21 protein-coding genes are annotated in these 23,774 nt (G+C 49.3%); 15 read left to right on the forward strand and 6 right to left on the reverse strand.

Going from position 1 to position 23,774, the window contains the following annotated elements:
- Positions 1-144: 144 nt before the first annotated feature.
- Complete coding sequence (locus BN2684_RS02680) at positions 145-1,260, reverse strand: DUF4037 domain-containing protein (protein WP_058300641.1); 1,116 nt, start codon at positions 1,258-1,260, stop codon at positions 145-147.
- A gap of 240 nt (positions 1,261-1,500) precedes the next feature.
- Between BN2684_RS02680 and BN2684_RS02685 the strand changes: the two genes are divergently transcribed.
- From BN2684_RS02685 to BN2684_RS02715, 7 genes are all read left to right on the forward strand, one after another.
- Positions 1,501-2,277, forward strand: coding sequence for a DUF5694 domain-containing protein (locus tag BN2684_RS02685; protein ID WP_058300642.1), 777 nt, complete (start codon positions 1,501-1,503; stop codon positions 2,275-2,277).
- 167 nt (positions 2,278-2,444) lie between these two features.
- Positions 2,445-3,416, forward strand: coding sequence for an SMI1/KNR4 family protein (locus tag BN2684_RS02690; protein ID WP_058300643.1), 972 nt, complete (start codon positions 2,445-2,447; stop codon positions 3,414-3,416).
- 300 nt (positions 3,417-3,716) lie between these two features.
- The gene (locus BN2684_RS02695) at positions 3,717-4,394 is read left to right on the forward strand and encodes a response regulator transcription factor (RefSeq protein WP_058300644.1); all 678 of its coding nucleotides are present in this window, start codon (positions 3,717-3,719) and stop codon (positions 4,392-4,394) included.
- Positions 4,384-5,694, forward strand: coding sequence for a sensor histidine kinase (locus tag BN2684_RS02700; protein ID WP_058300645.1), 1,311 nt, complete (start codon positions 4,384-4,386; stop codon positions 5,692-5,694). The genes BN2684_RS02695 and BN2684_RS02700 overlap by 11 nt, the downstream gene beginning before the upstream one ends.
- Positions 5,695-5,825: 131 nt before the next feature.
- Positions 5,826-6,236 (forward strand): hypothetical protein, encoded by a 411-nt coding sequence (locus BN2684_RS02705; protein ID WP_058300646.1) that lies wholly within the window; start codon positions 5,826-5,828, stop codon positions 6,234-6,236.
- Between the two features lies 1 nt (position 6,237).
- Positions 6,238-6,903, forward strand: a complete 666-nt coding sequence (locus BN2684_RS02710) for a PspA/IM30 family protein (RefSeq protein ID WP_058300647.1) — start codon at positions 6,238-6,240, stop codon at positions 6,901-6,903.
- 162 nt (positions 6,904-7,065) lie between these two features.
- Positions 7,066-9,747, forward strand: a complete 2,682-nt coding sequence (locus BN2684_RS02715; protein ID WP_058300648.1) for a leucine-rich repeat domain-containing protein — start codon at positions 7,066-7,068, stop codon at positions 9,745-9,747.
- A 163-nt stretch (positions 9,748-9,910) separates the two neighbouring features.
- Here the strand turns inward: BN2684_RS02715 and BN2684_RS02720 are convergent, their stop codons facing one another.
- Both BN2684_RS02720 and BN2684_RS02725 read right to left on the reverse strand, forming a co-directional pair.
- Positions 9,911-10,837: an AEC family transporter gene (locus BN2684_RS02720; RefSeq protein WP_058300649.1), complete on the reverse strand. Its 927-nt coding sequence runs from the start codon at positions 10,835-10,837 to the stop codon at positions 9,911-9,913.
- Between the two features lie 4 nt (positions 10,838-10,841).
- Positions 10,842-11,549, reverse strand: coding sequence for a metal-dependent hydrolase (locus tag BN2684_RS02725; RefSeq protein ID WP_058300650.1), 708 nt, complete (start codon positions 11,547-11,549; stop codon positions 10,842-10,844).
- 124 nt (positions 11,550-11,673) lie between these two features.
- Here BN2684_RS02725 and BN2684_RS02730 point away from each other — a divergent pair, with 124 nt between their 5' ends.
- Positions 11,674-12,510: a PaaX family transcriptional regulator C-terminal domain-containing protein gene (locus BN2684_RS02730; protein WP_058300651.1), complete on the forward strand. Its 837-nt coding sequence runs from the start codon at positions 11,674-11,676 to the stop codon at positions 12,508-12,510.
- A gap of 174 nt (positions 12,511-12,684) precedes the next feature.
- Here BN2684_RS02730 and BN2684_RS02735 read toward each other — a convergent pair whose 3' ends face one another.
- Together BN2684_RS02735 and BN2684_RS02740 are read right to left on the reverse strand one after the other, a co-directional pair.
- A complete protein-coding gene (locus BN2684_RS02735) occupies positions 12,685-13,164 on the reverse strand; it encodes a hypothetical protein (protein ID WP_058300652.1) in 480 nt (159 codons plus the stop codon).
- A gap of 169 nt (positions 13,165-13,333) precedes the next feature.
- Complete coding sequence (locus BN2684_RS02740) at positions 13,334-13,573, reverse strand: hypothetical protein (RefSeq protein WP_058300653.1); 240 nt, start codon at positions 13,571-13,573, stop codon at positions 13,334-13,336.
- A gap of 473 nt (positions 13,574-14,046) precedes the next feature.
- Between BN2684_RS02740 and BN2684_RS02745 the strand changes: the two genes are divergently transcribed.
- From BN2684_RS02745 to BN2684_RS02775, 7 genes are all read left to right on the forward strand, one after another.
- Positions 14,047-14,772 carry a hypothetical protein gene (locus tag BN2684_RS02745; protein ID WP_058300654.1) on the forward strand — a complete coding sequence of 242 codons (726 nt, stop codon included), beginning with the start codon at positions 14,047-14,049 and terminating at the stop codon, positions 14,770-14,772.
- 33 nt (positions 14,773-14,805) lie between these two features.
- On the forward strand, positions 14,806-16,104 hold the full coding sequence (locus BN2684_RS02750; protein WP_058300655.1) for a polysaccharide deacetylase family protein: 1,299 nt from the start codon (positions 14,806-14,808) through the stop codon (positions 16,102-16,104).
- Positions 16,105-16,301: 197 nt separating this feature from the next.
- On the forward strand, positions 16,302-17,930 hold the full coding sequence (locus tag BN2684_RS02755) for a histidine kinase N-terminal 7TM domain-containing diguanylate cyclase (protein ID WP_058300656.1): 1,629 nt from the start codon (positions 16,302-16,304) through the stop codon (positions 17,928-17,930).
- 104 nt (positions 17,931-18,034) lie between these two features.
- Positions 18,035-18,760, forward strand: a complete 726-nt coding sequence (locus BN2684_RS02760; protein WP_058300988.1) for a 3-ketoacyl-ACP reductase — start codon at positions 18,035-18,037, stop codon at positions 18,758-18,760.
- Positions 18,761-19,014: 254 nt separating this feature from the next.
- Entirely contained in the window at positions 19,015-20,115 is a 1,101-nt protein-coding gene (locus BN2684_RS02765; RefSeq protein WP_058300657.1) for an FIST signal transduction protein, read from the forward strand.
- A 16-nt stretch (positions 20,116-20,131) separates the two neighbouring features.
- Positions 20,132-21,121 carry a methyl-accepting chemotaxis protein gene (locus BN2684_RS02770; protein ID WP_058300658.1) on the forward strand — a complete coding sequence of 330 codons (990 nt, stop codon included), beginning with the start codon at positions 20,132-20,134 and terminating at the stop codon, positions 21,119-21,121.
- A gap of 301 nt (positions 21,122-21,422) precedes the next feature.
- Positions 21,423-22,466 (forward strand): Fic family protein, encoded by a 1,044-nt coding sequence (locus BN2684_RS02775; protein WP_199825290.1) that lies wholly within the window; start codon positions 21,423-21,425, stop codon positions 22,464-22,466.
- Between the two features lie 99 nt (positions 22,467-22,565).
- Here the strand turns inward: BN2684_RS02775 and BN2684_RS02780 are convergent, their stop codons facing one another.
- Positions 22,566-23,663, reverse strand: coding sequence for a GntR family transcriptional regulator (locus BN2684_RS02780; RefSeq protein ID WP_058300659.1), 1,098 nt, complete (start codon positions 23,661-23,663; stop codon positions 22,566-22,568).
- Positions 23,664-23,774: the final 111 nt, after the last annotated feature.

Raw genomic sequence — 23,774 nt, forward strand, 5'->3', positions numbered from 1 at the left:
AGCACGCACGAACAGGAAACCATTCGGCTACACCTTTACAGAATGCTTCCCCGGATCTCCTTTCAAAATCAGAACATATGGGGAAACCCTGACACGGGGGGATGACCCCTTCCACCACTGAGGCGGAAGAGGCTCCTCGTACATCTAAACGATCATATCCCCGATACCCGTTCTTTCAATATCGGACTTCATCATGAATAGCGGTTTAAACTTCGTGTAGTGGTCTGCCCAGATTAAAATGTCTTCGTTCGTAACAAATTGATCGACGGCTCCGGATAGCTCCATTTGCTTAAGCTCTTCAGGGAGTGAAGCGAATAGAGCTTCTTCTATGCTTTTATAGGAGTAGGTTTGCATCCCTCTTGCATAAGGGGGAGGGGGCTGAAGGGTGAGTGGTTCGGTTAGCTTTAACTCATTATGCTGGACGAATAATTGATCCAATACCATCTCAATTTGCTCAACGGCCCTAGGGATGGAAATCTCCATCAAAGCACCCTCGAGCTGCTTGCCCATTTGATCGGCCAGCGGGCTTATTTGGGAAAGCTCTCTCGAAATCCATTTGTACGTGCCGGGGCGGTACTTCTTATGGTAGAGGAAAATCAGTTGAACGGCCTTCTCCACCATTCGGTTAATGACGAGTCTGGCGGACAAAGATTCGCCTCTTCGATCCGTTAGCCTGGCTACACGGAGAAGAGAAAACGAACTCCAGGCATTCTTCAATTTGAATCGCCAAACCTCATCGGGTAAATAGGACAAGGTTTCTCGCATTTGCGAAATGTCGCCAACGGGGTCTGTAAAAATCCTCCCCCGCGTCCACTCCAGCAGCTTTTGCTCCGGGATGACAAGCCAGTCAAGCATGGAGGGGCGAGAGGATTGCAACCCCAATTGAATTCTCCTATGCCGTTGAACCGTCGTGATGGCGACATGATGCAGGTTGGTACTGCCGTTATAAGGGATCAATACCTCATTACAGTCATCCAATGAAAACCGAACCGGAAATCCTTTATAAGTAAACGGTAATTCTTCATGAAGAGCTTCGTTCAGGAGAGCGGCAACCTCATCGTAATCCGATTCCAGCAACCACAGATGGCATCTTGCCCCCCACTCGTGATCCCTCGATAAAGCATCATCATGGCCAAGGACATCGGAGCCATAGCCAATTAATCCTGCCGCATGTCGTTCCAGTAAGGTTGGGAAACGCCTCTCCAGGATGGGTCGAACCATCTCCCAATAAAACTGCTCACTCAAGTCTAATCCCTTCATGGGTATACTCCATTTCATGCTAAGGCGCGCACCTGCATTGTTTTTACCGGTGGTATAATCGTAACAGTCTACCCAAAAATTACTAGACTGTTTCTTTCGCTTCGGTTATCATTTAGATTGAAGTCTTGGTAAAAATCCAGACTCCTCGAAAACTTGATTAAGCTTATTCATCCAGAACAAGACACCGTTGTCTTGTTTTTTATTTTGCCTTCTCCACCATGACCCTAATGGAGTGATCAAATGGGCGGGATAGAGTCTTCTGTACAACCAATACAACCAAAGCTGCCAAAATTGCTGCTGCTCGGCACGTTCCACATGGGATCAACCACTGACTTGTTTTCGGCCAGAACGGAGTTCGTGTTATCCGCCCAAAGGCGGCAAGAAATAGCGGAAGTTGTGGAACGATTAAGGAGATTTCATCCAACCAAGGTAGCCCTAGAGCTGGTAACCAAACAGAACGACACCGTCAATGAACAATACCGGCAGTATCGCAAAGGGAGCTTTGAGCTTCCCGTTAACGAGGCCTACCAACTGGGGTTTCGTATCGCTGCGGATCTCGTTCACGAACAGGTCTATTGCATCGATTGGATGGAAAAGGGTGCAGGAACGAAGAGTGCAGGAGAGGTATATGAATGGGCGAAGGAACATCAGCCGGCGCTCTGGGATGAAATCTATGGGTGGTTGTTTCATTCAGGAGACCAACCAGCCGCTCCTTCTTACCGAAGCATTCTGGAGATGTACCGCGATTGTAACGAACCAACTGGGGTCAAGAAGCATCATACGATGAACCTAAACATGGCGCGAATCGGAGATGGGGATCAGTACGTAGGAGTGGAGTGGCTGATTTGGTGGTACCAACGAAACCTCATTCTTTTTTCCAACCTGGCCCGGCTTGCCGATTCTAGTGATGACCGAATATTGTTGATCATCGGTTCGGCGCATGTCGAATTGTTATCCCGATTCATTGAGGAAAGCGGACGGTTTGAACTGGATTCCGCATGGAATTATCTAGAGTAGCGGCGGATGTGAGGTATGGATACCCGTAAGAAGAAAGGTATTATTCGATCTTTTGAACGACGCATCGACTACAGAAGGCCGGATTACCAAGCCCTTGAATCTCTTGATTTTGTCCGATTTTATATGCACTGCTCTTTACATGTAATAGATATAAGGAGTTAATGGAATTGAAAAGGTTGCTCTATATTGTACTGAAGATGATCGCGTCAGATAGAAGTTTTTCTCATTCCGATTATAGGATTCCCCAAAATGAGTTCGAAAACTTTATTAAGACAGTTATTCACAAAGGTTACATAGACGTTATTAGCCTCTCCCCAAAAAAACTGGTGGTTTCTTCACTAGGCCATGAGTTTTTACAGCAGCATAAACAGTATGAATCAGAGTTGCCTTTAGGCCCCGACGAGTTGCCTTATTGGGTAAGTTTTGAAGGAGAGCATGATCAGCAACCCAGAATCACAGAAGATCAGGGGATTTGGGAAAGCCCTAACTATTTTGATTGGAAAAACGTATTTGAAAAGGTCTTGTCCTACAGCAAGGAAATAAGTGGAGAAAGTGAGCTTCACATTGCAGACAAAGCCACCATAAGCGAGCTTATGAAAATCGAATCCATGTTGAATACGAAGCTTCCCGGTGAATTTGTGGATGTACTACTCAACTTCTCAAAAAAAGTAACCTTTTTTTGGTCTGTTACTAACCCATCTTACGGGTGCCATTTGAGTGATGGGGGCAGGTTAATCGAAGGTGGGGGCTTGCGAGATGGAGGGCTATGGGATTTGGATGCCTTGCCTACCTTAAACCAAGAACGCCTAGATCATATCGATATGCTGGAGGAGCATGACGAGTCCCTTCATTATTGGGAAAATAGTTTAATTTTTGCCAAGGATGGATCCGGCGATTATTTCGCTATCGATCTTCACTATCTTCCTGGTGAGGTAATATTCTTGTCTCATGAAGATCACTTTTCTAGATATTCTTTGGGTAAAAACTTTGGGGCCTTTCTGGATAATTGGATCAGAATCGGTTGCTCAGGGTATACAGTCCGTGATTTTCAAGCTTTTACGGGGTGCGACTCTCCATATATTGATCATAAATCCAAGAATTCTATTACGATGAGGAGATGGCTGAGTATAGAGAAATGATTCTCGCTTTATACCATTGATGTTATCGGGTTAGTGCATACGGTAACCCCCTAATGAATTTGGACCGTATATCGCACTACCTAAGAGAATGACGAATACTAAGTAACGATTAACGACAATTCATATCAGCCCTCGATGTATCCGGCAGGATGGGTCGAGGGCATTATTATGCTGCTTGAGCTTGCTGGCTAACCGCTCCTATCACCGCTGCCCGTTCTTTCGCTGTCGGACTTCTTTTACCGTGCTTTTACCGTGCTGTGGTATTCTGGACTTACTATTCTACGCTCGGCGGTGAACGGGATGAACATTCTTCTCGCTGAAGATGACAAGAAGCTAGGGAAATTGGTGAAATATGTCCTGGAGAAGAAGGGCGGCTACCATGTGGATTGGGTAGAAAACGGCGAAGACGCGCTGGGGTATGCCGAAGGATCATCCTCCTACGATGTGCTCATCTTGGACTGGATGATGCCCCTCAAGGATGGAATTGAAGTTTGCAAAAGCTTACGAGCCGCCAGCTACGGTCAGGCGATTCTCCTGTTAACCGCGAAGGATGCGCTGCAGGATAAAATTCTCGGGCTGGATGCGGGAGCGGATGACTATCTGACGAAGCCCTTTGAGATGGATGAGCTGCTTGCCCGTCTCCGTTCGCTGACACGGCGGAATTTCGCTCCCATTCAAGCGGATGTGATCGAATTCGGACCATTTACATTAAATCGTTCGTCGCGTCAGTTGGTGAGAGGTGGAGAAGAGGTCCTCCTCAGCCAGCGGGAATATCAGCTGCTCGATTTATTTCTGCAAAACCTCGGCAATGTTCTGACAAGGGAAGTCATTCTGGATCGGGTATGGGGGTTCGGGAGCGAGGTATCCTACAAGAACGTGGATGTCACGGTGAAAATGCTCCGGGATAAATTGGAGGCTGTGCAAGGGGAAGCGATGATTCACAGCGTCAGGGGAGTGGGGTATCGGTTTGAAACCTAAATGGTTGAAAAAGAGAGACTTGTTCGTACAGACTCAAAGAAAGTTAACCTTCACTTATGCCTGGCTGATCATCGTGTTCTTGATGTTGTTTTCCATGATCGTCTCAATTTTCTTTCTGGGCATGGCTTATCGGGAACAACGTCAGCTGCTTCACTCCAGTTTGTATGCAACGGAGAATGGAGACGTCATCATCCCGGATCTGTCCAATTCTCGCGGGGATGATTTGTATTTCTTCTATATCCTCGATGATGAGGGTAAGGTCATTGCGGATAGTACCGCCATCCGACAAAACCGTGATGATAATCTGGACATGATTGAACGGTGGCATCCCCGCCGGGACGGATTCCGACTGAAATGGCTGCCGGAGTCGGATGACCACCATGATGGCGACAGATATCGAGATAAGGATCGGCTGCTTTTTGTGGGGGCGCGTCCGTATGTGATGGAGGATGGAAGGAAAGCCGTCATTTATGCGGCAAGAGACGTCACCTTCTATGCGGAGGCGTTCCAGAACCTTCTCCTGGTGCTTCTCTTTATTCTCGTTCTCTTTGTTATCGCGGCCGTGTGGTTAAGCTATTCCATGTCCAAGAAAGCGATGATCCCCATCCAGCAGACGTATCGGCAGCAGCAGCAATTTCTCGCAGATGCGTCACATGAGCTTCGGACGCCCCTTAGTATTCTGAACACGTCCTTGGATGTCATCGAGCTGGAGAATGGCGAAGATTTGACTCGCTATTCTCGCGAAGTCGTGTCGGATATGAAGGAAGAAGTCGGTCGGATGAGCCGAATGGTTCAGCACCTGCTGACATTGGCCCGTTCGGACTCCGGCTCGGTCGAGTTTGAAATGGCGTCCTTCGACTTGGTGCCGAGGGTTCGCCAATGGGTGCAAGCGGTCGAAGCGGTCGCACAGAAGAAGCAGATCACGCTAACCACCTCTCTGCCTGAGAAGTTGGCGGTTACGGCGGATGTTGAACGCATCAAGCAGCTGGTGTATATCCTGCTGGACAATGCCATCAAGTATACGCCGGAGAAGGGAACCGTCGACGTTACACTGGGAAGCCACCCCAAACAGTGGTACTTGTCCATTCGGGATACGGGGATCGGGATTCCCGAGGAGAGCAAGCAGCGGATTTTCGACCGGTTTTACCGGGCGGAGGAGCACCGTTCTCGGGAGGAAGGAAGTGCCGGGCTCGGATTATCGATTGCGAAGTGGATTGTCGAAGTGCACCGGGGATCGATCGAGGTGGAGAGCACTCTCGGGGACGGCAGTACGTTTATTGTGAAATTCCCTCAAGCTTAATAAGCGGGACCCTTTCTTATCGGAAGATGAGGAAGGGTCTTTTTTTGCCCATTTACCGTACTTTTACTTTTCAAGCCTATAGTGGGGCATGTAGAGAAGACAAACGATATAGACGAAAGGATGAAGGATGCATGAAAGTGAGAAAATCTTGGATCAAGCGGCTCATCATCACGGCCGGAATCATCGCCTTTGTTGGTGTCGGAATAGGCTTCGCCACAGAGAGGATGGACCGATCCGATCATGACCACGGGAAGCAAGGCTCACAACTGCTAGTATCCGTTAGAGACGGAGAGGGGCGTGACGAAGCCGGGGATCATCATGAAAGAGGCATGGACAGAGGCGAGCATGAGCATGAAGGATGGGGCGCGGCACTGGCCATCGGCGGCACTCTTGTGGGAGCCGGACTGCTGTACGGGATCATCAGGAGCAGGAAGAGAGCAAGCGGATTGGGTGCAGGGAGTGCAGTTTCGGTGATCCCCTCTACCTCCGACTTTTTGGACCAATGGGAAAAGAACCAAACCAATACAAAGGAGTCGAACTAACATGGGAATTCTGAAACGGGTAAAAAGTGTGTTTTTGGCCGAAACGAATGGTCTTTTGGATAAGGTCGAACAGCCGATCAACATGGTCAATCAATACATGCGGGAGTTGGATCAAGAGCTTGCAAAGGGACAGCACGCACTCGCAAATCAATTGTTTATTGAAAAGAGACAAGCAGCGCTGATTGCCGAGACCGAAGAAAGCATAGAGAAAAGAGATCGCCAGGCTAAGCTTGCGGTGAAGCAAGGGGAAGACCATATTGCAAAGCTGGCGCTGCAGGAAAAGCTGCTGCAGGAGAAGAAACTGTCTGCTTACTGTGAACAGTATGCAACGATTCAAGAGCAAACGAAGGTGCTGGAAGAAAAGATTGGGCTGCTGCTCGTTCAATCGGAAGAATATAACCACCGCCGGCTTCTGTTAGCGTCTCGAGTAAATGTTGCCAGCTCCATTAAGGAGATGACCCAGAGCATCGTTGTTTTCCAAACGGAGAATGTAGCAAAAGGGTTTGCTCGTGTGGAAGAGAAGGTGCTGAGGATGGAAGCGGAGGTGGAGGCGATGGCGCATTTTTCTTCATCAGCCAAGCGTTCCGCGCCTCAATACTTAGATCCAACTCTTACCGCGGATATCGAAAAAGCATTAGGTGAACTGAAACAACAAGCACAGGAGTAAAAGCAATCTTCGGTTTGGGGATGCTTGACATAGATAAGTAGGATCGTAACCAGGACATCCGTGTCCTGGTTTTTGTTTTGGACATCTCTACCAAAACGACATATTTCGACCTTCCAGTTTATAGTATACTGAGAAATAAAAACGAGCTTTAAGGAGAGAACCATGAGTCGTCGACATCTATGCTTTCGAGCCGTATCCCTGTTGGTGATTGCAGCACTCTTGATTTCCTTGCTTCCGGTTTACCCAGCGCATGCCGAAGGAGTGACCTTTGCCGATTCCAAGGTGGAGAAGGTTGTTCGCCTCAAGCTTGCGAAGCCGTCCGGTGCTTTGACGGAGGAGGATCTGGCCAAGCTTAAGGAATTAACCATCCCCGACTACAGCGGGGTAAAGTCACTCAAGGGCTTGGAGAAGGCCGTCAACCTGACTTCGTTGACCTCCTGGGGCAATCAGATCACCGATCTTAGCCCGCTGTCCGGCTTGAAGCAGCTGAAGGAATTGAACCTAAATGAGAATCAGGTTACGAACCTGTCCCCGCTTGCGGGGCTGACCGAGCTGCGCTCCTTGCTCATCAGTCAGAATCAAATCAAGGATATTCGCCCGCTCGCCGGTCTCGTTAAGCTGACCGAGCTGTCCTTGTCGCAAAATCCGATCACGGATTTGTCGATCCTGTCGGGACTCACGGAGCTGACGGAGCTTTCCTTCGATGATACCCCGATCTCCGATCTCACTCCGATCCGCGGGCTTGCCAAGCTTCGGATTCTGAGCTTCTTCGACAGCAAGGTAGAGAATCTGGAGCCGCTGAAGGCGTTGACCTCTCTGGAATACTTGACCATGAGAGATAATCGAGTCAGCGATCTGACTCCGATTGTCGAGCTGCCTAACCTGAAGGAGGTTCAGGCGTCGAATAATTACCTGGACTTGAATGATCCGGCGACCAAGGCCGCTATCGAATCGCTCAAGGCGCGGAAAGTGGCGCTATCCGGCTTCTTTGGAAGCATTCAGGAACAGAAGACACTGACGACTCATCTGAAGCTGAAGTGGTCGTTGTTGGATGAGCTGCACACCGGTATAACCAAGTCCATCGCATCTGGCGGGGGACTCTATGTCATGCCGGCGTCCGGCGGTTATGTGAAGACATCCAAGGACGGTCTCACCTGGAAGCAGACCTATTCCGGAAATCCTCAAGATTTCAGTTTCATCATTCGCGGGAAAACCGACTTCATGGGCTTCCGCGAGGCGGGGCGCACGACAACCGTGTGGACCTCCAAGGACGGCGTTGCCTGGAAGCAGACGGCGAAGACGATCCCCACCCCGTACATCTGGGGCGCTGTATGGAACGGTAAGCGGTATGTGGCGGTCGGAGGGGAGTACTCGAAGGGGATGATCTACTCCTCCGAGGATGGAATTACCTGGACGGAACGCAAGACCGGCATCGGCACCAATTTCACGGCCGTCGCTTGGGGCAACAATACCTTCGTGGCCCAAGGCTATGAAGACGGGGTTGTAGCCGTATCGAAGGACGGCGTCACCTGGAAGAAGGTCAGCACCAAGCAGCCCAATTACGAGCAGGTATGGGACATGACCTTTGGCGGGGGAGCGTTTGTTGCGGTCGGCGATGCGACGATCATGACCTCGAAGGATGGAGAGAAGTGGACGTACGTGTCCTCCAATGTTTTCTGGTCCGATGTGTATTGGGCGAAGGATCGGTTTTATGCGTACGGCTTCGTTTACGCAGATAAAGCGAACCATGTGCTGAAGCTGGTCAACTGGACCTCGAAGGACGGGAAGAGCTGGAGCGATGCCGGATTTGTGGCCAGTCCGAAGCAGAATCCGTATGCGACGTTTCACAATGGTAAACAGTATGTAACCATTACCGACAGTGGGATTGAGGCTTCGACCGATGGACGGAGCTGGAAGCAGACGCTGCTGTATCCTTTTCAACTGCCAAGAAACGTATACGGAGCGGCTGCTGGCAGCGACAAGCTGGCGATGGTGGGAGGCTACCGGGATTCGTATCATGCTTACCTGTCTATCAGCTTCCAAGGCTCTGCTCAGATGAATACGGCGGGCAAGTGGAAATCAGCGACGGTCGGGCAGACTTACCCGCTGCGGAGCGTCGTATGGTCCGGGAAGGACTTCTTCGCCGTCGGAGACAACGGGAAGATGATGTCCTCCACTGATGGACTGAAATGGACCGCAGTGAAATCCCCCACGTCCGCCACTCTCTTGAGCGTCCTTTATGTCAAGGGCACCTACTATGCAGCCGGAGAGGGCGGGGTGATCCTGTCCTCCAAGGACCGCAAAACGTGGACAACCCTTAAAACCAACGTCAAGAAAAAGATCAATTCCCTGGCATCAAACGGCACGACTCTGGTCGCCGTAGGGGAAGAAGGACTGCTGCTTGTATCCAAGGATGGCGTGAAGTGGAGCCAAATCACAGCCTTGTTCCCGGGTGACAACTTCGATGTGGCTTGGGGCAACGGCCAGTTTGTGGTGACGACCGCCAGCTATTATGGGAATGCGAAGAGTGCGGTCATTCTGACTTCATCGGACGGCGTAAAGTGGAAGACCTCGACCTTCCCGGACGGACTCACCGCCCACGGCATGGGGACCGGATTGTTTGGCATCTCGTACATCGGCGGTCTGTTTGTCGCGGTCGGCAGTGAAGGGACCGTCTTCCTCTCCGAGGATGCGAAGCAGTGGACCCAGCAGGACGTGTTCACGATTGACGATTGGTACGATGCGGTCGAGTTCCAAGGAAAGGTGTACCTCTTCGGCAATACCGGCAAGATCGTCACCGCCGATCTGAAGTCACTGGAACGGAAGACGGAGAAGGGGGAGTAAGCGTCGGGACAAGACCGATCGGCTTACAACCGTAATTCCTTAGGTGAAGTATGGATTCCCGTTATAAAGAAAGGCATACTAAGATTCTTTGGCCGCCCATGTGGCGGCCTTTTACCATAGAGGAGAAAGTGCTGTAGTAGGCGACATCCGGGAGACAACTGGCTCAAACCGGAAAAAGGGCTTGAGCCAGTTGAATGACAATCGTCAACGAGATACTGCTTAACAGCGTGGATACAAGCACAGCTTGCGCGGCGAAACCAGGCTCGTTATCGTATTCGAGTGCGAGGGCTGCACTGTTTCGTGAGGTGGGTATGGCGCTTGCAATCAATAACGCTTGTGCGGTGATGCCGTGCACATGCAGGAGATGAAGCAAGATCCCTGCGCAAGCAGGCGCTGCCGCAAGTCGCACGAAGCTGCTCATGAGGACAGCCGATGTATTTTGCTTCAGCGGGGTGGATACAAGCTGTGCTCCTATCGATAGTAAGGCGAAGCTCAACATCCCATCGGCGATCGTGGATAAGGGCGAAAGCAGAGTAGTCGGAACTTGAATATGCGCAAGGCGCAGCAGGGCACCAAGGATGAGGGCATAGATGACGGGCATCTTACCAAATTGAAGCAAGGAATTTCGCCAACCGCTTGCGGCGCGGCTGACGTTGAACAGCCCGAAGGTGAAGGTGGTGAACAACTCAAAGGTGACGACCATCACTTGAATCGACAGAGCGAACGGATCATGCTTGAAGGCCATGGCATTGACCGGAATGCCGATATTGCCGTTGTTGGTCAGCAAGGTGCTGTTGGCGAAGCTGCCCGCCAGGGATCGGGGAAAACCGAGCAAGCGGCTGATGCCCTGACTAAGCAGCAAGACAACGACAAACTGCAGCGCCAGAAAGCCAACTATCGTGACCACTAAGGAAGCGGTGAGCGAGGCTTCGTACACCTTCACAAATGCCAGAGCGGGCAAATAGTAATACATGATCAACTTGGAAAAGCTTCCGAGAGCGAATTGGAACTTGCGGTGGAGCACAGCACCGATGCCAAGGGGAATCAAGATCGGGATGATGACCTGCAGCAACGTATCCGCGATGGTCATGGGCTTACTTCTCTACCAAACTGCGCTCAGGTGCAAAGCTATCTCCAGGCTGCATGTGCCGGCCATGGATTCCCTTGGCCTCCAACGCCTGCACGAATGCAGCGGCGTCTTGGCTGATGGGCGGGAAGGTGTCGTAATGAATCGGGACGACGCAGCGGGCGTTAAGCCACTCTGCCGCAATCCCGGCATCCTCCGGCCCCATCGTGAACCGGCCGCCGATGGGAAGGAAGGCCACGTCGATAGCGAAGCGTTCGCCGAGCCATCGCATGTCGGTGAAGAGTCCGGTGTCTCCGGCATGATAGAGGGTGAACCCGCCCATTTGCAGGATAATACCGACCGGAGAGCCGGTGTAGATCAGCTGCCCGTCCTCGGTGATGGCAGATGAGGCATGCTGAGCCGGTGTAAAGAAGACGCGTCCGAACGGAAACTCCCAGGAACCGCCAATATGCAGGGCTTCGGTGGCAACGCCATCCTTTGCTAAGAACAGTGTCAATTCCTCCGGCGCTATGATGGTGGCGTTATTTTGTTTTGCCAGGGGGATTGCGTCGGTGATATGATCGAAGTGCCCGTGGGTCAGCAAAATGTGTTGAACCTGAATTTGGTCGAGCGTAGTGACGGCTATTGGGTTCTCGGTTATGTAAGGATCAATGATGATGGAATGCGGTCCTTCGGTGATTTGAATACAAGAATGGCCGTGATAATGAATGTTCATCGGTAAGCCCTCTCCTTTTTATAATATAAATTTTAACGACCGATGTTAAATACGTTATATTATACGAGCGCTTAAGATGTCAATCTCTTTCTGTTCATTTTTGGATATGGAGGGAGGGTGTCCCTTGCTATCGATAGAAAAACAGCTGCTTTATCTCGTCGCCAGCGGAGACGGTGCGGGCCCGGGGGCTGCTGTAAAGCGTCTTGTAAGTGTATATGAGGCGCGCGGCGTCTCTCATCAAATCGTCCGCAATTCGCTTGCAAGCTTGAAGAAGGAAGGCTACGTTGCTTCCTCTGAACGATCCCGTTATGTAGTCACCCCGCTTGGCGAAGACTTCATCGGGATGATAAACCGGAAGCCCCGCCTGTATGAGCAGGAATGGAATGGGCTCTGGTGCATGGTGCTGTTCGAAGTGCCGGAGGCGGATCGGAGGAAGCGGGATCGGCTGAGATCCGATTTGCTGCAGCTTGGATTTGGTGCGCTGTACAAAAGTGTTTATGTCTCGCCGTGGGATTGCCGGGATGAAGTGGTGCGGCTCAGTGAGTTATACGAGATCACCGATTGCGTGACGGTCATGGAGTCGCGGTTTCTCCACAACTGTATCTCTGTAGACAAGGCCAGAGACTTGTGGCAGCTTGACGCGATTCAAGACCTGTATGTGAGCGGGGAGAGCTGGTATCGGACGGAGTTTGCGCCCGCGCTAGAGCTCGTCAAGGGAGGGGAAGCGGGTGACGATGGGCTTGGCCTGTTTGTCCGTTTCTTGGAATTGGGCGAGAAGATCGCTGATTTCAGTCTGCGCGATCCGATGCTGCCGGATGCTTTGCTGCCACAGGATTGGCGGGGCAAGCAAGTCTTGCTGGAATTTGATCGCTGTTTGCTGCAGATCGCACGATCGATTCCGGAATCTTCTCCCTATCGCCCGTTTGTGAATCGCTTCTTGTCGTTCATGTGGAATGAGTAGCAGATTGGAAACGAAAATGCGATATAGAGATAAAACACTGCGGACTTACGGTTCCCGGCAGTAAGCCCCACAAGCGGGCTCTCCTGGCCCGCTCGCAAAAAGATCGCCCTCCGCTTGGCTGGAATGCCAAGAAGACGGGCGATCCTTTTTTGCAGGCGACGGTGTCGGTCACCCTCATTCCTCATCAGAAAGGAAGGCTTTCACGCTTGTAAAGAGGGAGTCCTTCGGGCGGGACCACAAGCGATATGCTTTCTTTCCGCCGTCCAGACTGATATCGCCTTCGTTGCTGATGAGTAGACTCACGAGTTTTTCCTTGTCGTCATCCACACAAACCAGGGTAATGATCATGACTTTTGAGGCGTGCACCCCAGAGATTACGTCACTAACTCCTCTCAGCAACCGGACACCACGAACATCGTGGAAATTTCGGTAAAACTCCGAGATCCTTTCCCGATCCTTGATCGTCACGTCCTGTGCATGGAACTCTCCATCTACCAAGAGGGTTCCATACATAATCGTTTGAACCTTTTCCTCAGGCGGGAGAACCCGATCAGTCGTATAGGGGAATTTATACCCTACAATCCCCCCAACAAGAAGGAGAGCCAGGAATACCAGACTGATGTGGTAAAGTTTTCTTGATTCCTTCTGCTTCATCTCGATCACTCCAAAAAGAAAATCCCCAAAATTATATAAAGATCATAAAATATGGAATGCAGATCTGCTTTATCAATATATCATTCGGGCTTCCGTCATCGCAAGATTGAAGATTTTGCGAAGCTCATCCTCTGTCGGATAGAAGTCTTTGCCATAGTTGTTTTGCAGATTAGCCTACACCGTCACCTTCCAACAAGGAATAAAAGTTATCCCGATCTTCGTCATCGAATTTGCCAAGCGTCCGTACCCTGACAAATTCATGTCCGCCATAAATATCGATTTCCTCACCAAACCGATTGTAGAGTGCGATCATATGGCCATCCTGATTCAACTCCATGTACCCGTAACCGTTAGCCTCAGGCGCTTCGCCGTAGAGGAGAGTAAATCTGATTTTGTCCACCTTGTTCATGGGACTCCACCTCTTCCGTTTGTCGTGTATGGATCTTGATTCATTGTGTTCTATCCCTTGCTTGTGTATCCCTCATCTGCCATTGACCTGATGAAAATAGTACGTGAAGCGGGCTGAATTGGAAAAAGCGATATCGCGCTTCCTACCCGGAAATTCATTCATCCTACAAAAGGAGAAGGGGGGATCCCTTACTATGTCGCTCCTTCGCCCATTATCTCTTGACAGGACGCGGTTTGGTGATTACTATAACGTGCCGGTCAACTCTACATGGGGAATCCTAGGTGCTGCTGGTCCTACACCTCTATGGACTTAGCCAGATAGCAGGATATTTTGACTCAACGCGCCTTTTAGCCTAACCGATTGAAGGTAAAACGGTACTTTAGCCCCGCTCATTAAGTTGGAAAATTCATCTATAATGAAGGAAACTTTTTTCGATAATTATCGACACTTTCTCAGAAAAGGTGAGTTGGTCTATGCGTTCTCCTTTCCAAAAGAAGAAGATTGGCCTTGAGCAGCAGCAATCGCGAGAGGATCTTGACATAAAGGGGGACCTGGAAAAGCCACAGGAAGAAGGATCGGTAAATTCGACTCAATCCGAGACGAGTGAAGAGCCTTCAGGCTCTATTTTGATAAACAAGGGCCATCTGGATAAAAGGTCGCTCGATCTGGTATGCGCCGTTGAACAGATCATTAAGGCCAAGCAGCATGTCGAAATGAGCAACAACGATTTGCAAGATCGGCTCAGTCATGCGAACGGGCAAATTGATCGACTGAACAGGGACTCGAAGAACCTGAGCAAGGTAATCGAGGAGCGCGAGAAGAGCATCTTCGAGCTGGAGCAGAAACTGACCGACAAGAACCTGAAGGTCGATCAGATGATGGAAGACTACCGAGAGATCCATACCACCTTGTCTGGTGAGATCGAGGAGCTCAAAAGCGTGATTGAGCTCGAACGCCAGAACTATGCGGGCCTGCTTCAGAAGTCCAACGAGACGACGGCCCATCAGAATAAGAGAATCAATGAGCTTGAGGAGAAGAATGCGAGGCTTGAAGCCGAGCTCTCCCAAATGAAACAGAAATTTGATGTCCTTCGCCAGGAGAAGGCACATCTCCTTACGATTGTACATGACTTTACCAACCGGCTGACGTCTCCATTCGCATCGAACGCAGGCTCCACGGATGGAGCTTCAACCGATTAAGGTCATATCGAGATTGGGAAGAGAAGGACGAAGATGGGGATAGAGACATACAGCATACAGGTGATAGAGCTGCTGTCACTTGGGAAGACCTCCGATGGAGGACATCAGATCGAGGTCGCCGTTACCCATGAAGACAAGCATGCCACATACGTGATCGATATAGACGAGTTTACGTTTCGAGGTCTTGAAGTGCTGCAGCCGTTGAATGGAGGCAGGGCTCGACTCTCTCCCTATCCCAAGTGGGACCCTTATCGAAACACCTACTATTGTTCTCTTATCAAAACCACAAGCGTCAGCCGAGAAACGCTACCCTATGCATGCAGCGAAGAATACCTCAATCAGCTAAAGCGGATTAGGCAAACCGACCTTCCGCCCATTCCGATGAGCGAGGGAGGGCAGGATGACGGCGTAAAGAAACCCGCCCGCAACCAAGCTCGATGGCTGCGCCAATTCCCTGCACAAGCGCCGAGGGTCGCCAATCTGCTCCTCGTCATGTACGTCTTGCTGCTTGTCCTATCCATCCCTTCCGAGGGCAAGGCAAATGCCGTGAATATCATTAACGGGCCAATCAGCGAAGGGAAAGTCGTGGTCACGGCGAATGATTCGAATGACTTGAATGACTCGATTGTTCCCGCATCTATGAGTAATTGGGACAAGGAAGATCTCCCGTCTATGGTTGTCGCAGCAGACCAACAACAAGTTCAAACCCAAGCTTCGATTCAACCTAGCGCGGATCAGGTGGACTATGAGGTCATGGACGTCGCGGAAGAGAAGATCTTCGGGCTGCCGAAGAACTACATCGCCCTAACCTTCGATGATGGGCCTTCCACGCACACGCAGAAGATCGTAGACATTCTGACGGAGAACAAGGTGGCAGCGACGTTTCTATTCGTAGGGAAGAATGTGGAGCGCAATCCGGATGCCGTTACTTATGCGAGCGAGCATGGGATGTCAATCGGGAATCATTCCTGGGATCACAGTGTCCTGACGAAAGCCACTCCTGCGAATCAGAGCAAGAACTTGTCAATGACGAGCAACCTCATTGAATCCCTAACGCACGCTTCCGTCACTCTGTTTCGCCCCCCATACGGCGCGGTTAACGATGAGCTGGTCAACGTGGCCAAGAAGCAGCATATGAAGACGCTCCTATGGAATCGCGACCCGGAGGACTGGAATGCCAAGAAGCCCGAGGACATCATTCGCTACTTCCATGAGGTTGATGTGTCCGGTGGCGTATATGTGCTGCATGAAGACAAGAACACGGTAGATGCGCTTCCCGCTATCATAAACTACCTAAAAGAAAAGAATGTAACGTTCGTTATTTTCAAATAAATCGTCCTCTTACTGATCAAGGCACCTTTCCTGAGGTGCCTTTTATTTTTCCTTGTGCGGTCCTCGAGAGCGGCTCCTTATCATCGAAGGTTTGGGTTTAAAAAAACATTCACAAACTGGCTTATTGTCTTTGTCGTATGATAAGATATGGCTAATTTCATGATGCGGCAGTTGTCGAATGCTAAAGGAGAAGGCTTGTGAGCTCACCCGCATGGTTTGACCTCTTCTTATTCCTCCTATTGTTTGGGTTATTTGTTTATGTGTTTGTTACCGTTCGGATCACAAACTTACATAAAGTGTACTTCCTGTTTCATTTTTTTATGATGTTTTGGCCGCTGTGTCAGTTTGCCACCGATCTTACACAGAATCCGCAGCTGCAGTTGCTTTTTGTGCTGCTGTCATTTGTCTCGATTCCGATGCTGGCGAGCGGCTGGCTTCTTCTGACCGTCTTTCTGACGGGTTATGCGAATCAATTCCGAACGAGACGATTCCTCCTGCTGTTTGTACCGGCTGCTCTTGCAGCAGCGGGTGTGATCCTGAACCCGTATACCCTATTTGTTAATCCGGTGGAAGGCGGTTATATCCATCGAGTCTACGGTCCATGGTTCTGGATGATGGTCGTGATTCTAGTAGGCTACTTTTTGGCTTCCCTCTCTTTCTTGTTTCGGGCATTGAAATCTTCCAAGACGTTATTAACGATCAAGAAGCAAGTGAGAATCACCCTGTGGGGAATCTATGTGCTTGCTGCTTTTGCGTTTATGGATGTCCTGCTTAATGTCGTCTTTAGTCCATGGCTGCCGATCATTCCCGGACTTACCTCCATGGGGATTTTGGTTTCCGACCTCTTTTTCGTATTCGTCATCAAGAGATACAAGGTGTTTGATCTTGTCTCCATCGCTCATGAGGACGTGATCAACACGATTCCCTATGGAATGCTTGTCTTGGATGAGAACGAATCGATTATTGAGGTCAACAAAGCGTTACGGTTCTTTATCGACGTGAGTGTCGGGGACCTTTTCGATATGGAGAAGTTTCTTGCGTCTGTTCATGTAGAGGGGAGCAGCAAGGAGTTCCTGGATCGGTATAAGCAGAAGGAAAATACCTTTTCCCAACTTGAAATCATCGCTCAGCGAGAGAGCGAGCGTCATTATATCCTGCAGGTTTCTCCGATTGTGGATTCGTACCAGATGCCGATCGGTCATATCATCACGTTTCAGGATGTCTCCCAAGAGCGCTACCTTGTGAAGGAATTATCCAAAGCCAATCAAAAGCTCGAAGAAATGGCGCTTACGGATAGTTTGACTGACTGCTTCAACCGTCGTTATTTAACGGAGCAGTTGACTAAAGAGGTGATCACGAATATTCGCAATCGAACTCCGTTCTCCCTGATCCTCTTTGATATCGATTATTTTAAAGCGATTAATGACCGCTATGGACATGTGATCGGGGATGTGGTGCTTTATCGTACCGCGCAAACGGTCAAACAATCCATTCGCAGTAGCGATGTTCTGGCCCGATACGGAGGAGAGGAATTCCTCATCTATCTCCCGCATGCAGACCGTCGGTTGGCGGAACAATTGGCGGAACGAGTAAGAGAAGCGATCGAGTCCCATCGCGTTCGGGTGGGGAATGAAAGCGAACCGATTTCCGTCACCGTGAGCGTAGGGGGATTAACGGTGGAGAGGTTCGATCAGGAGCAGGTATCGGACAATCTGGAAGGGAGCTTGGTCCAGCTCCTTGCTGACGTGGATAAAGCCCTTTATCAAGCCAAGCAAAAGGGACGCAATCGGGTTGAATTTGCGGATCGAATTTCATGGCATGCCTAAGAACAAGTGCAGACAAGGAGCGGCTCCACTTGGTAATATGGGGGAGAGTCCCGTTATTAAGCATTGAAGAGAGACCAAAACCAATTGGAGAGGAACCTGAGAGAATGGCACAAACTTTAAAAGCAAAAGTAGCGATTGTAACCGGTGCAGCAAGAGGGATTGGGAAAGCAACGGCAATTGCTTTGGCCAAGGAAGGCGTTAACGTTGGATTGCTTGCAAGAACTGAGGAAACGTTGAAAGAGGTAGCTGCGGAAATCGAAGGGCTAGACGTGAAAGCGGCTTATGCAGCGGTCGACATTTCCTCCAGGGAACAAGTTGAAGCCGCGATTGAAGGATTGAAAAAGGAACTCGGTTCTGCTGATATTCTCATTAATTGTGCGGGTATCGCATCGTTTGGTACCGTTCTTGAGATGGACCCGGAAGAATGGAAGGCCATCATGGATACCAATCTAATGGGCACCTACTATGTAACGCGTGCAGTACTGCCTCAATTAATCGAAAAAAATGGCGGAGACATCATTACGATCTCTTCGACAAATGGATTGAATGGCGCGGCTACCTCCAGCGCTTACAGCGCATCGAAATTTGCTGTGATCGGGTTCACCGAATCCCTCGCCCAAGAGGTTCGCCGCAACAATATTCGGGTATCGACATTAACCCCGAGTACGGTTGCCACCGATATGGCACAGGACTTAAAGCTGATTAAAGAAAACAATGATTCCAAATTCATTCAGCCTGAAGATCTAGCGGAGTTCATTGTAGACCAATTGAAACTAAACCCACGTGTGTATGTGAAGTCCGCAGGCTTCATCGCAACAAATCCATTCTAACTCATAGGCAGCTCCATAGGGCCATCCCTTTAGTGGATGGTCTTTTTTTATGCTTATTTTCTCTGGCGCGCGGAGCGTAGAACGGGATAAGGGGCCAATTTTCGCCAAATTCTCTTAATAATGCGGCGAAATGTTGTCGATCCATGTTAAATCTTCGTGTTTTCGTAGGATTCTTATGGTTCGGGACTTTAGACTCGATTATAATGGGTTTGAATATTATTCCAGACCGATATAGGGACTAGAGGGTGTTATCCATGAAATATTCGATAGGCAAAAGCTCGAAGCATGACATCAAGGAAGCCGTTGCGGAAGCCGCGGTCGGACTCTCCTCGCCAAAGCTCCTCTTGTTTTTCTCGGATGTGGGGCATTTCGAGAAGGCTAACGAAGAGATCAAGGGGAAATTTCCGGACAGCCTTATTCTCGGAGCAACCACCTTCGCCGGCTTCTGTAAGGAGGGGGCTTATAAAGAGAGCCTGCTCGTCCTGGGAATTGAAGAGGGCATTGAATGCTATGCCGATGTGTTGGAGGACGCGAATCAGTTTCCTCTGAAGCATGTGGATCGAATCAAGCGGTGCTTGCAAAATTTCGATGATACGAAGAATACGGTGTGCTTCGAGGTTTCTACCGCCTTAATGAGCTGCGAGGAATTGGTTTTGTCTACGATGAATTCCGTCCTCGAAGAGGAGGATATCCCCTTGTTCGGAGGATCGGCGGGGGACCACGGCAAAGCGGAACAGACGATGATTGCTTTAAACGGTACCCTGTACAACAACGCCTGTGCGTTTGTCTTCATCAAGAATCTCGGAGGGAGGGTTCGCCTGTATCGGGAAAACATCTACAAGCCGACAACCCATTCCTTTACCGCAACGAAGGTTGATGAACGAAACCGGATCGTCCACGAATACGATAATCGGCCGGCAGCCGTGGTCGTAGCGGAGGCGCTGGACACAACGGTAGAGGGCCTGTCGAAATACTTGGACAGCTATCCCATGGGCAGAGTCATCGGAAATGAGATGTACATTACCGCTAATCAAATGGTTACGGCCAACCGCGGGATGTCCTATCATGCCAAGGTATACAACAATTCGCACATGGTGCTTCTGGAGCCGGACGATTATAAGGCGGTGATCCGAACGACCATTGCCACGGTCAAACAGGACATCCCCCGACCTTCTCTCGGAATCATGGTGAACTGTCTAGCCCGATCCATGCTGTTCGAAGGGGATGGCTATCTGAATGAGTTTGCCAAGGAAATGAGTGCTGCCTTGGGGAATTACATTGGATTTGCCGGATACGGAGAGCAGTTGGGACAGCAGCATTTTAACCAAACGATGGTCTTGGCTGTATTCGAATGATGAGGCGGGTATACCTATGAGATGGTTTAATTTCGCGGACAAATCGGGTGGGACGGATCAAGTGGCGGCTGCATTAGAGCCTGTGGAGCAACAGACTTGCGACCCGGCGGGTAGTTACGACCAAGAAGTGTTATACGGCATTACGCACATCGAGAAGAAGCTCGATCAATTTATGAATGAAGAGGTCATTGTGACTCAATCCATTCAGGACATCGGGACGACGTACTCTCAGATCAGCGGCATTCAGGATATGATGACGAGGCTGGATGCGAACTTCAATCAGTTCCGACAGTATGTCCAGGAGATCGACGGCGTCATGAATCAGACCGAGACGGCTGTTGAGCGAGCGGATGATAAAATGGGCATCTTGTCCGAAAAGCTGAACGGAACCTGCGGGGAGCTTCATTCCATCACGGATGCCTTCCAGGTGCTGGAGGAGAGCTTCAAGCAGATCAAGGACATGTCTGCCGGCATTACCGAGATTGCAAGCAGCACGAACCTGCTGGCGCTGAATGCTTCCATAGAGGCGGCGCGTGCAGGAGATGCGGGCAGGGGCTTCGCCGTTGTCGCAGAGGAAATCAGGAAGTTGTCCACCTCTACCGCCATGATGGTGAAGGGGATTGACGACAGCGTCAAGACGCTCTATCACAGTATGGATTCGCTCAAAGGCAGCATTCAGCAAACCGCCGCCACCATTCAAAGCAATTATCAATATGCCCAAAACGTGCAGCATGATTTTAAAGAAGTTGCGGAATGCACAGGGGAAGTGAAGAACTTCAGCAGTCGGATTATTACCGGAATTGAGCAAACGAGCGCGGAGATCAATGACGCGGCATCCGGCGTTGGCTCCGTGGCTGCGCTTGTGACCTCGCTGGGCAGCAAGCTGGAGAAGCTGAATCTGAGGTTAAGCAAGCGATCGATCATTATCAGCAGCATTACCGACTTCCTGCAGCAGATCGAGAACTTGCTCAACCATTCCTTAAGCCGCAAGGGAAAAAAGCGCTGATCGGCGTGACGATGCCGAGCTTCGCCACCGAATAAACCAGCTGCAAAGCGGAAGGCCATCCAACACAGGATGGCCTTCACTCTTGCTGTCAGAGGTTATGGTGATCCGTACCACATGGGGGCAAGTTTTAAGAAACATTATTTCGTTAACGCAAAAAATAACGAAATGATTTTTCCTTATTTGTGATAAACTAATACCAGTAACAAAAGAAAGGAGATGATGGCAACTGTACTCTCCGAACTTTGAATATAACCACTTGATAATTAAGGACTTAATGTCAGTCGAGCGATCGAGAGCAATTGTGGATATTTTGCCGATTCCTGCAGATGTAGAAAGGGATCTTAGAGAAAAGGCACGCTTAAAGATGACTCATTATTCCACAAGGATAGAAGGTAACCCATTAAGTATTGAGCAGGTTTCTCAAATTGTTAAGGCTAAACGTGATCATTCTCGGATAAGAGCCGAGGAAGAGGTTAGAAATTATTGGGATGCACTTTCCTTCTTAAATACAGCAAGAAAATTAAAATACCCCATTAATGAACCATTTATAAAACGGTTACATGCAATTATTGAAAGAAGAGGGGTTGGAAGAAAAACGGTAGCTAGTTCCTATAGAGGACCAACACCTCCAGGAACACTGTTTGCAGTTTATGATGCTGAAACCAAACAGCCGGATTATATTCCTCCTGAGTGGACAGACGTTCCACAGCTCATGATTGATCTAGTGGACTGGATTAATAAAGAAGAAGAACTTCCTGTTCCGATTAAAGCAGCTATTGCGGCATATCAATTATTGACCATTCATCCCTTTGAAGATGGCAACGGTAGAACTTCTAGAGCATTGGCATCCTATATATTATCTACCGGGGGTTACAATTTACGAGGATTTAACTCAATGGAGGAGTATTATTTCGCAGATTTGTCAGGGTACTATAAAAATATACAAATGGGGTTGCCTGCTTTATATTATAACGGACGCAACAATCCACAGACTTTATCACCCTGGATTGAATATTTCACACGAATCATGGCGTATGCCTTCGAGCAAGTGGCAATATCGGCCCATAAAAATAGTAAGAACTTAGTTGATCCAATTATAGGAAGACTTGAGCCTAAAGAGCTAGTGTTGTTGCGTATGTTAATTCAGAACGACGGAGTAATCAAACCTAGAGATATTGCCGAGGCTTTCCAAGTAACTGGAAGGACAGCAACCAACTGGACAAAAGAGTGGTTAACTAAGGGTTTGTTAAAACCAGCAAGTGGAGCAAAGCGAATTACCTCATATTGTATAGGTGATCAATATGCTGGCATTAGTTTAATAGACCTAGGTTACCTGGATCATTAATTGCCCCTTCAGCTAACACAGAGAACCATACCACAAGGGGGGCAAGTTTCTCAGCCCCTGCCCTCAAGTGATCTCCGTTGTCTCTGTGTCCTCCTATCATTAGCCTCTTTGAACTTCTAGCGCTCTTACCGTTTCGCCTTCCATGAGCACGGGGGGATAGTAGGTGTTCGTTCGCAGGTCCTTTTTTCCTTGCAGCTTCTTAATGACCCAATCCGCAGCATCCCGTCCCATTTGTTCCTGTGGGTGTGTCAAGGTCGTGAGTTTGATGTTCGCATTCTTGGCGATATAGGAATTGTCTTGACCGATGATGGACAAGTGCTCCGGTACGGATATGTCGAGTTGTCTGCATACATGTACAACCTCTAACCCTACCTCGTCGTTATAGCAGATGATCCCCGTTAATGCATCTCGATTATCCGTTAGGAATTTCTTCAAATTTGTCGACAGATCGGGCTTCGTCTCGGTATCGAAGGAAAGCACCTGCTCGGGGTGGAATCGCAATTTGGCTTCTCCGAGAGCTTTTATATACCCCTTCATTCGGAATTTCCCCTGCAAATCATCCATCTTCGCAATGATCCCGATTTGGGTATGTCCTTTCGAAATCAACTCTTTGGTTGCCAGATAGCTGGATTGAACGTCATCGAGACACAAGAAAGGAACATCCAATTCTTCATAATAAGCATTGATCATGATGAAGGGAACATCTTGCTCCTTGAGCGCTAAGTAGTACGCAATATTGGGATTGTATAGGTTGCTTTTGGTAGGCTCGATAATCAACCCATCTACACCGAATGAGAGCATCATTTCCAATGCTTTCTTTTCTTGCGCGACATCATTATTTGTACTGGCCAATAGTAACGAATAATTGTCTTCATTCAATCGGCCTTCAATCCCACGGATAATCGAAGGAAAGATGTAATCGGAAATGTAGGTCGTGATGACACCGATTGTTTTATTAGTGGCAGTCCCGCCGGTTTTGGATCGGAAATGGTTGCTGACATAAGTGCCGGAACCCTTTTCGCTTCTTAAAAAGCCTTCCTTCGATAGCTCCAAAATGGCTTTTCGAACCGTCTGTCGGCTTACCTTGTAGATACCTTGCAAAGCGGATTCGGTAGGGATTTGTTCCCCTATGGTATAAGAACCTGATAAAATATGGCTTTTTATCTCATCGATGATGACCTGATATTTTGGCTTCATGTTACCCACTTCTTTCCTTGTTGATCGAATACAACTTTCGATAACGAAGTATTTGTATGTACATATTATAGCGTAATTATGAATTTCGTATACTGCTTTTCCTAGTTGGAT

Source organism: Gorillibacterium timonense (assembly GCF_001457415.1).
GTDB classification, from domain to species: Bacteria; Bacillota; Bacilli; order Paenibacillales; family NBRC-103111; genus Gorillibacterium; species Gorillibacterium timonense.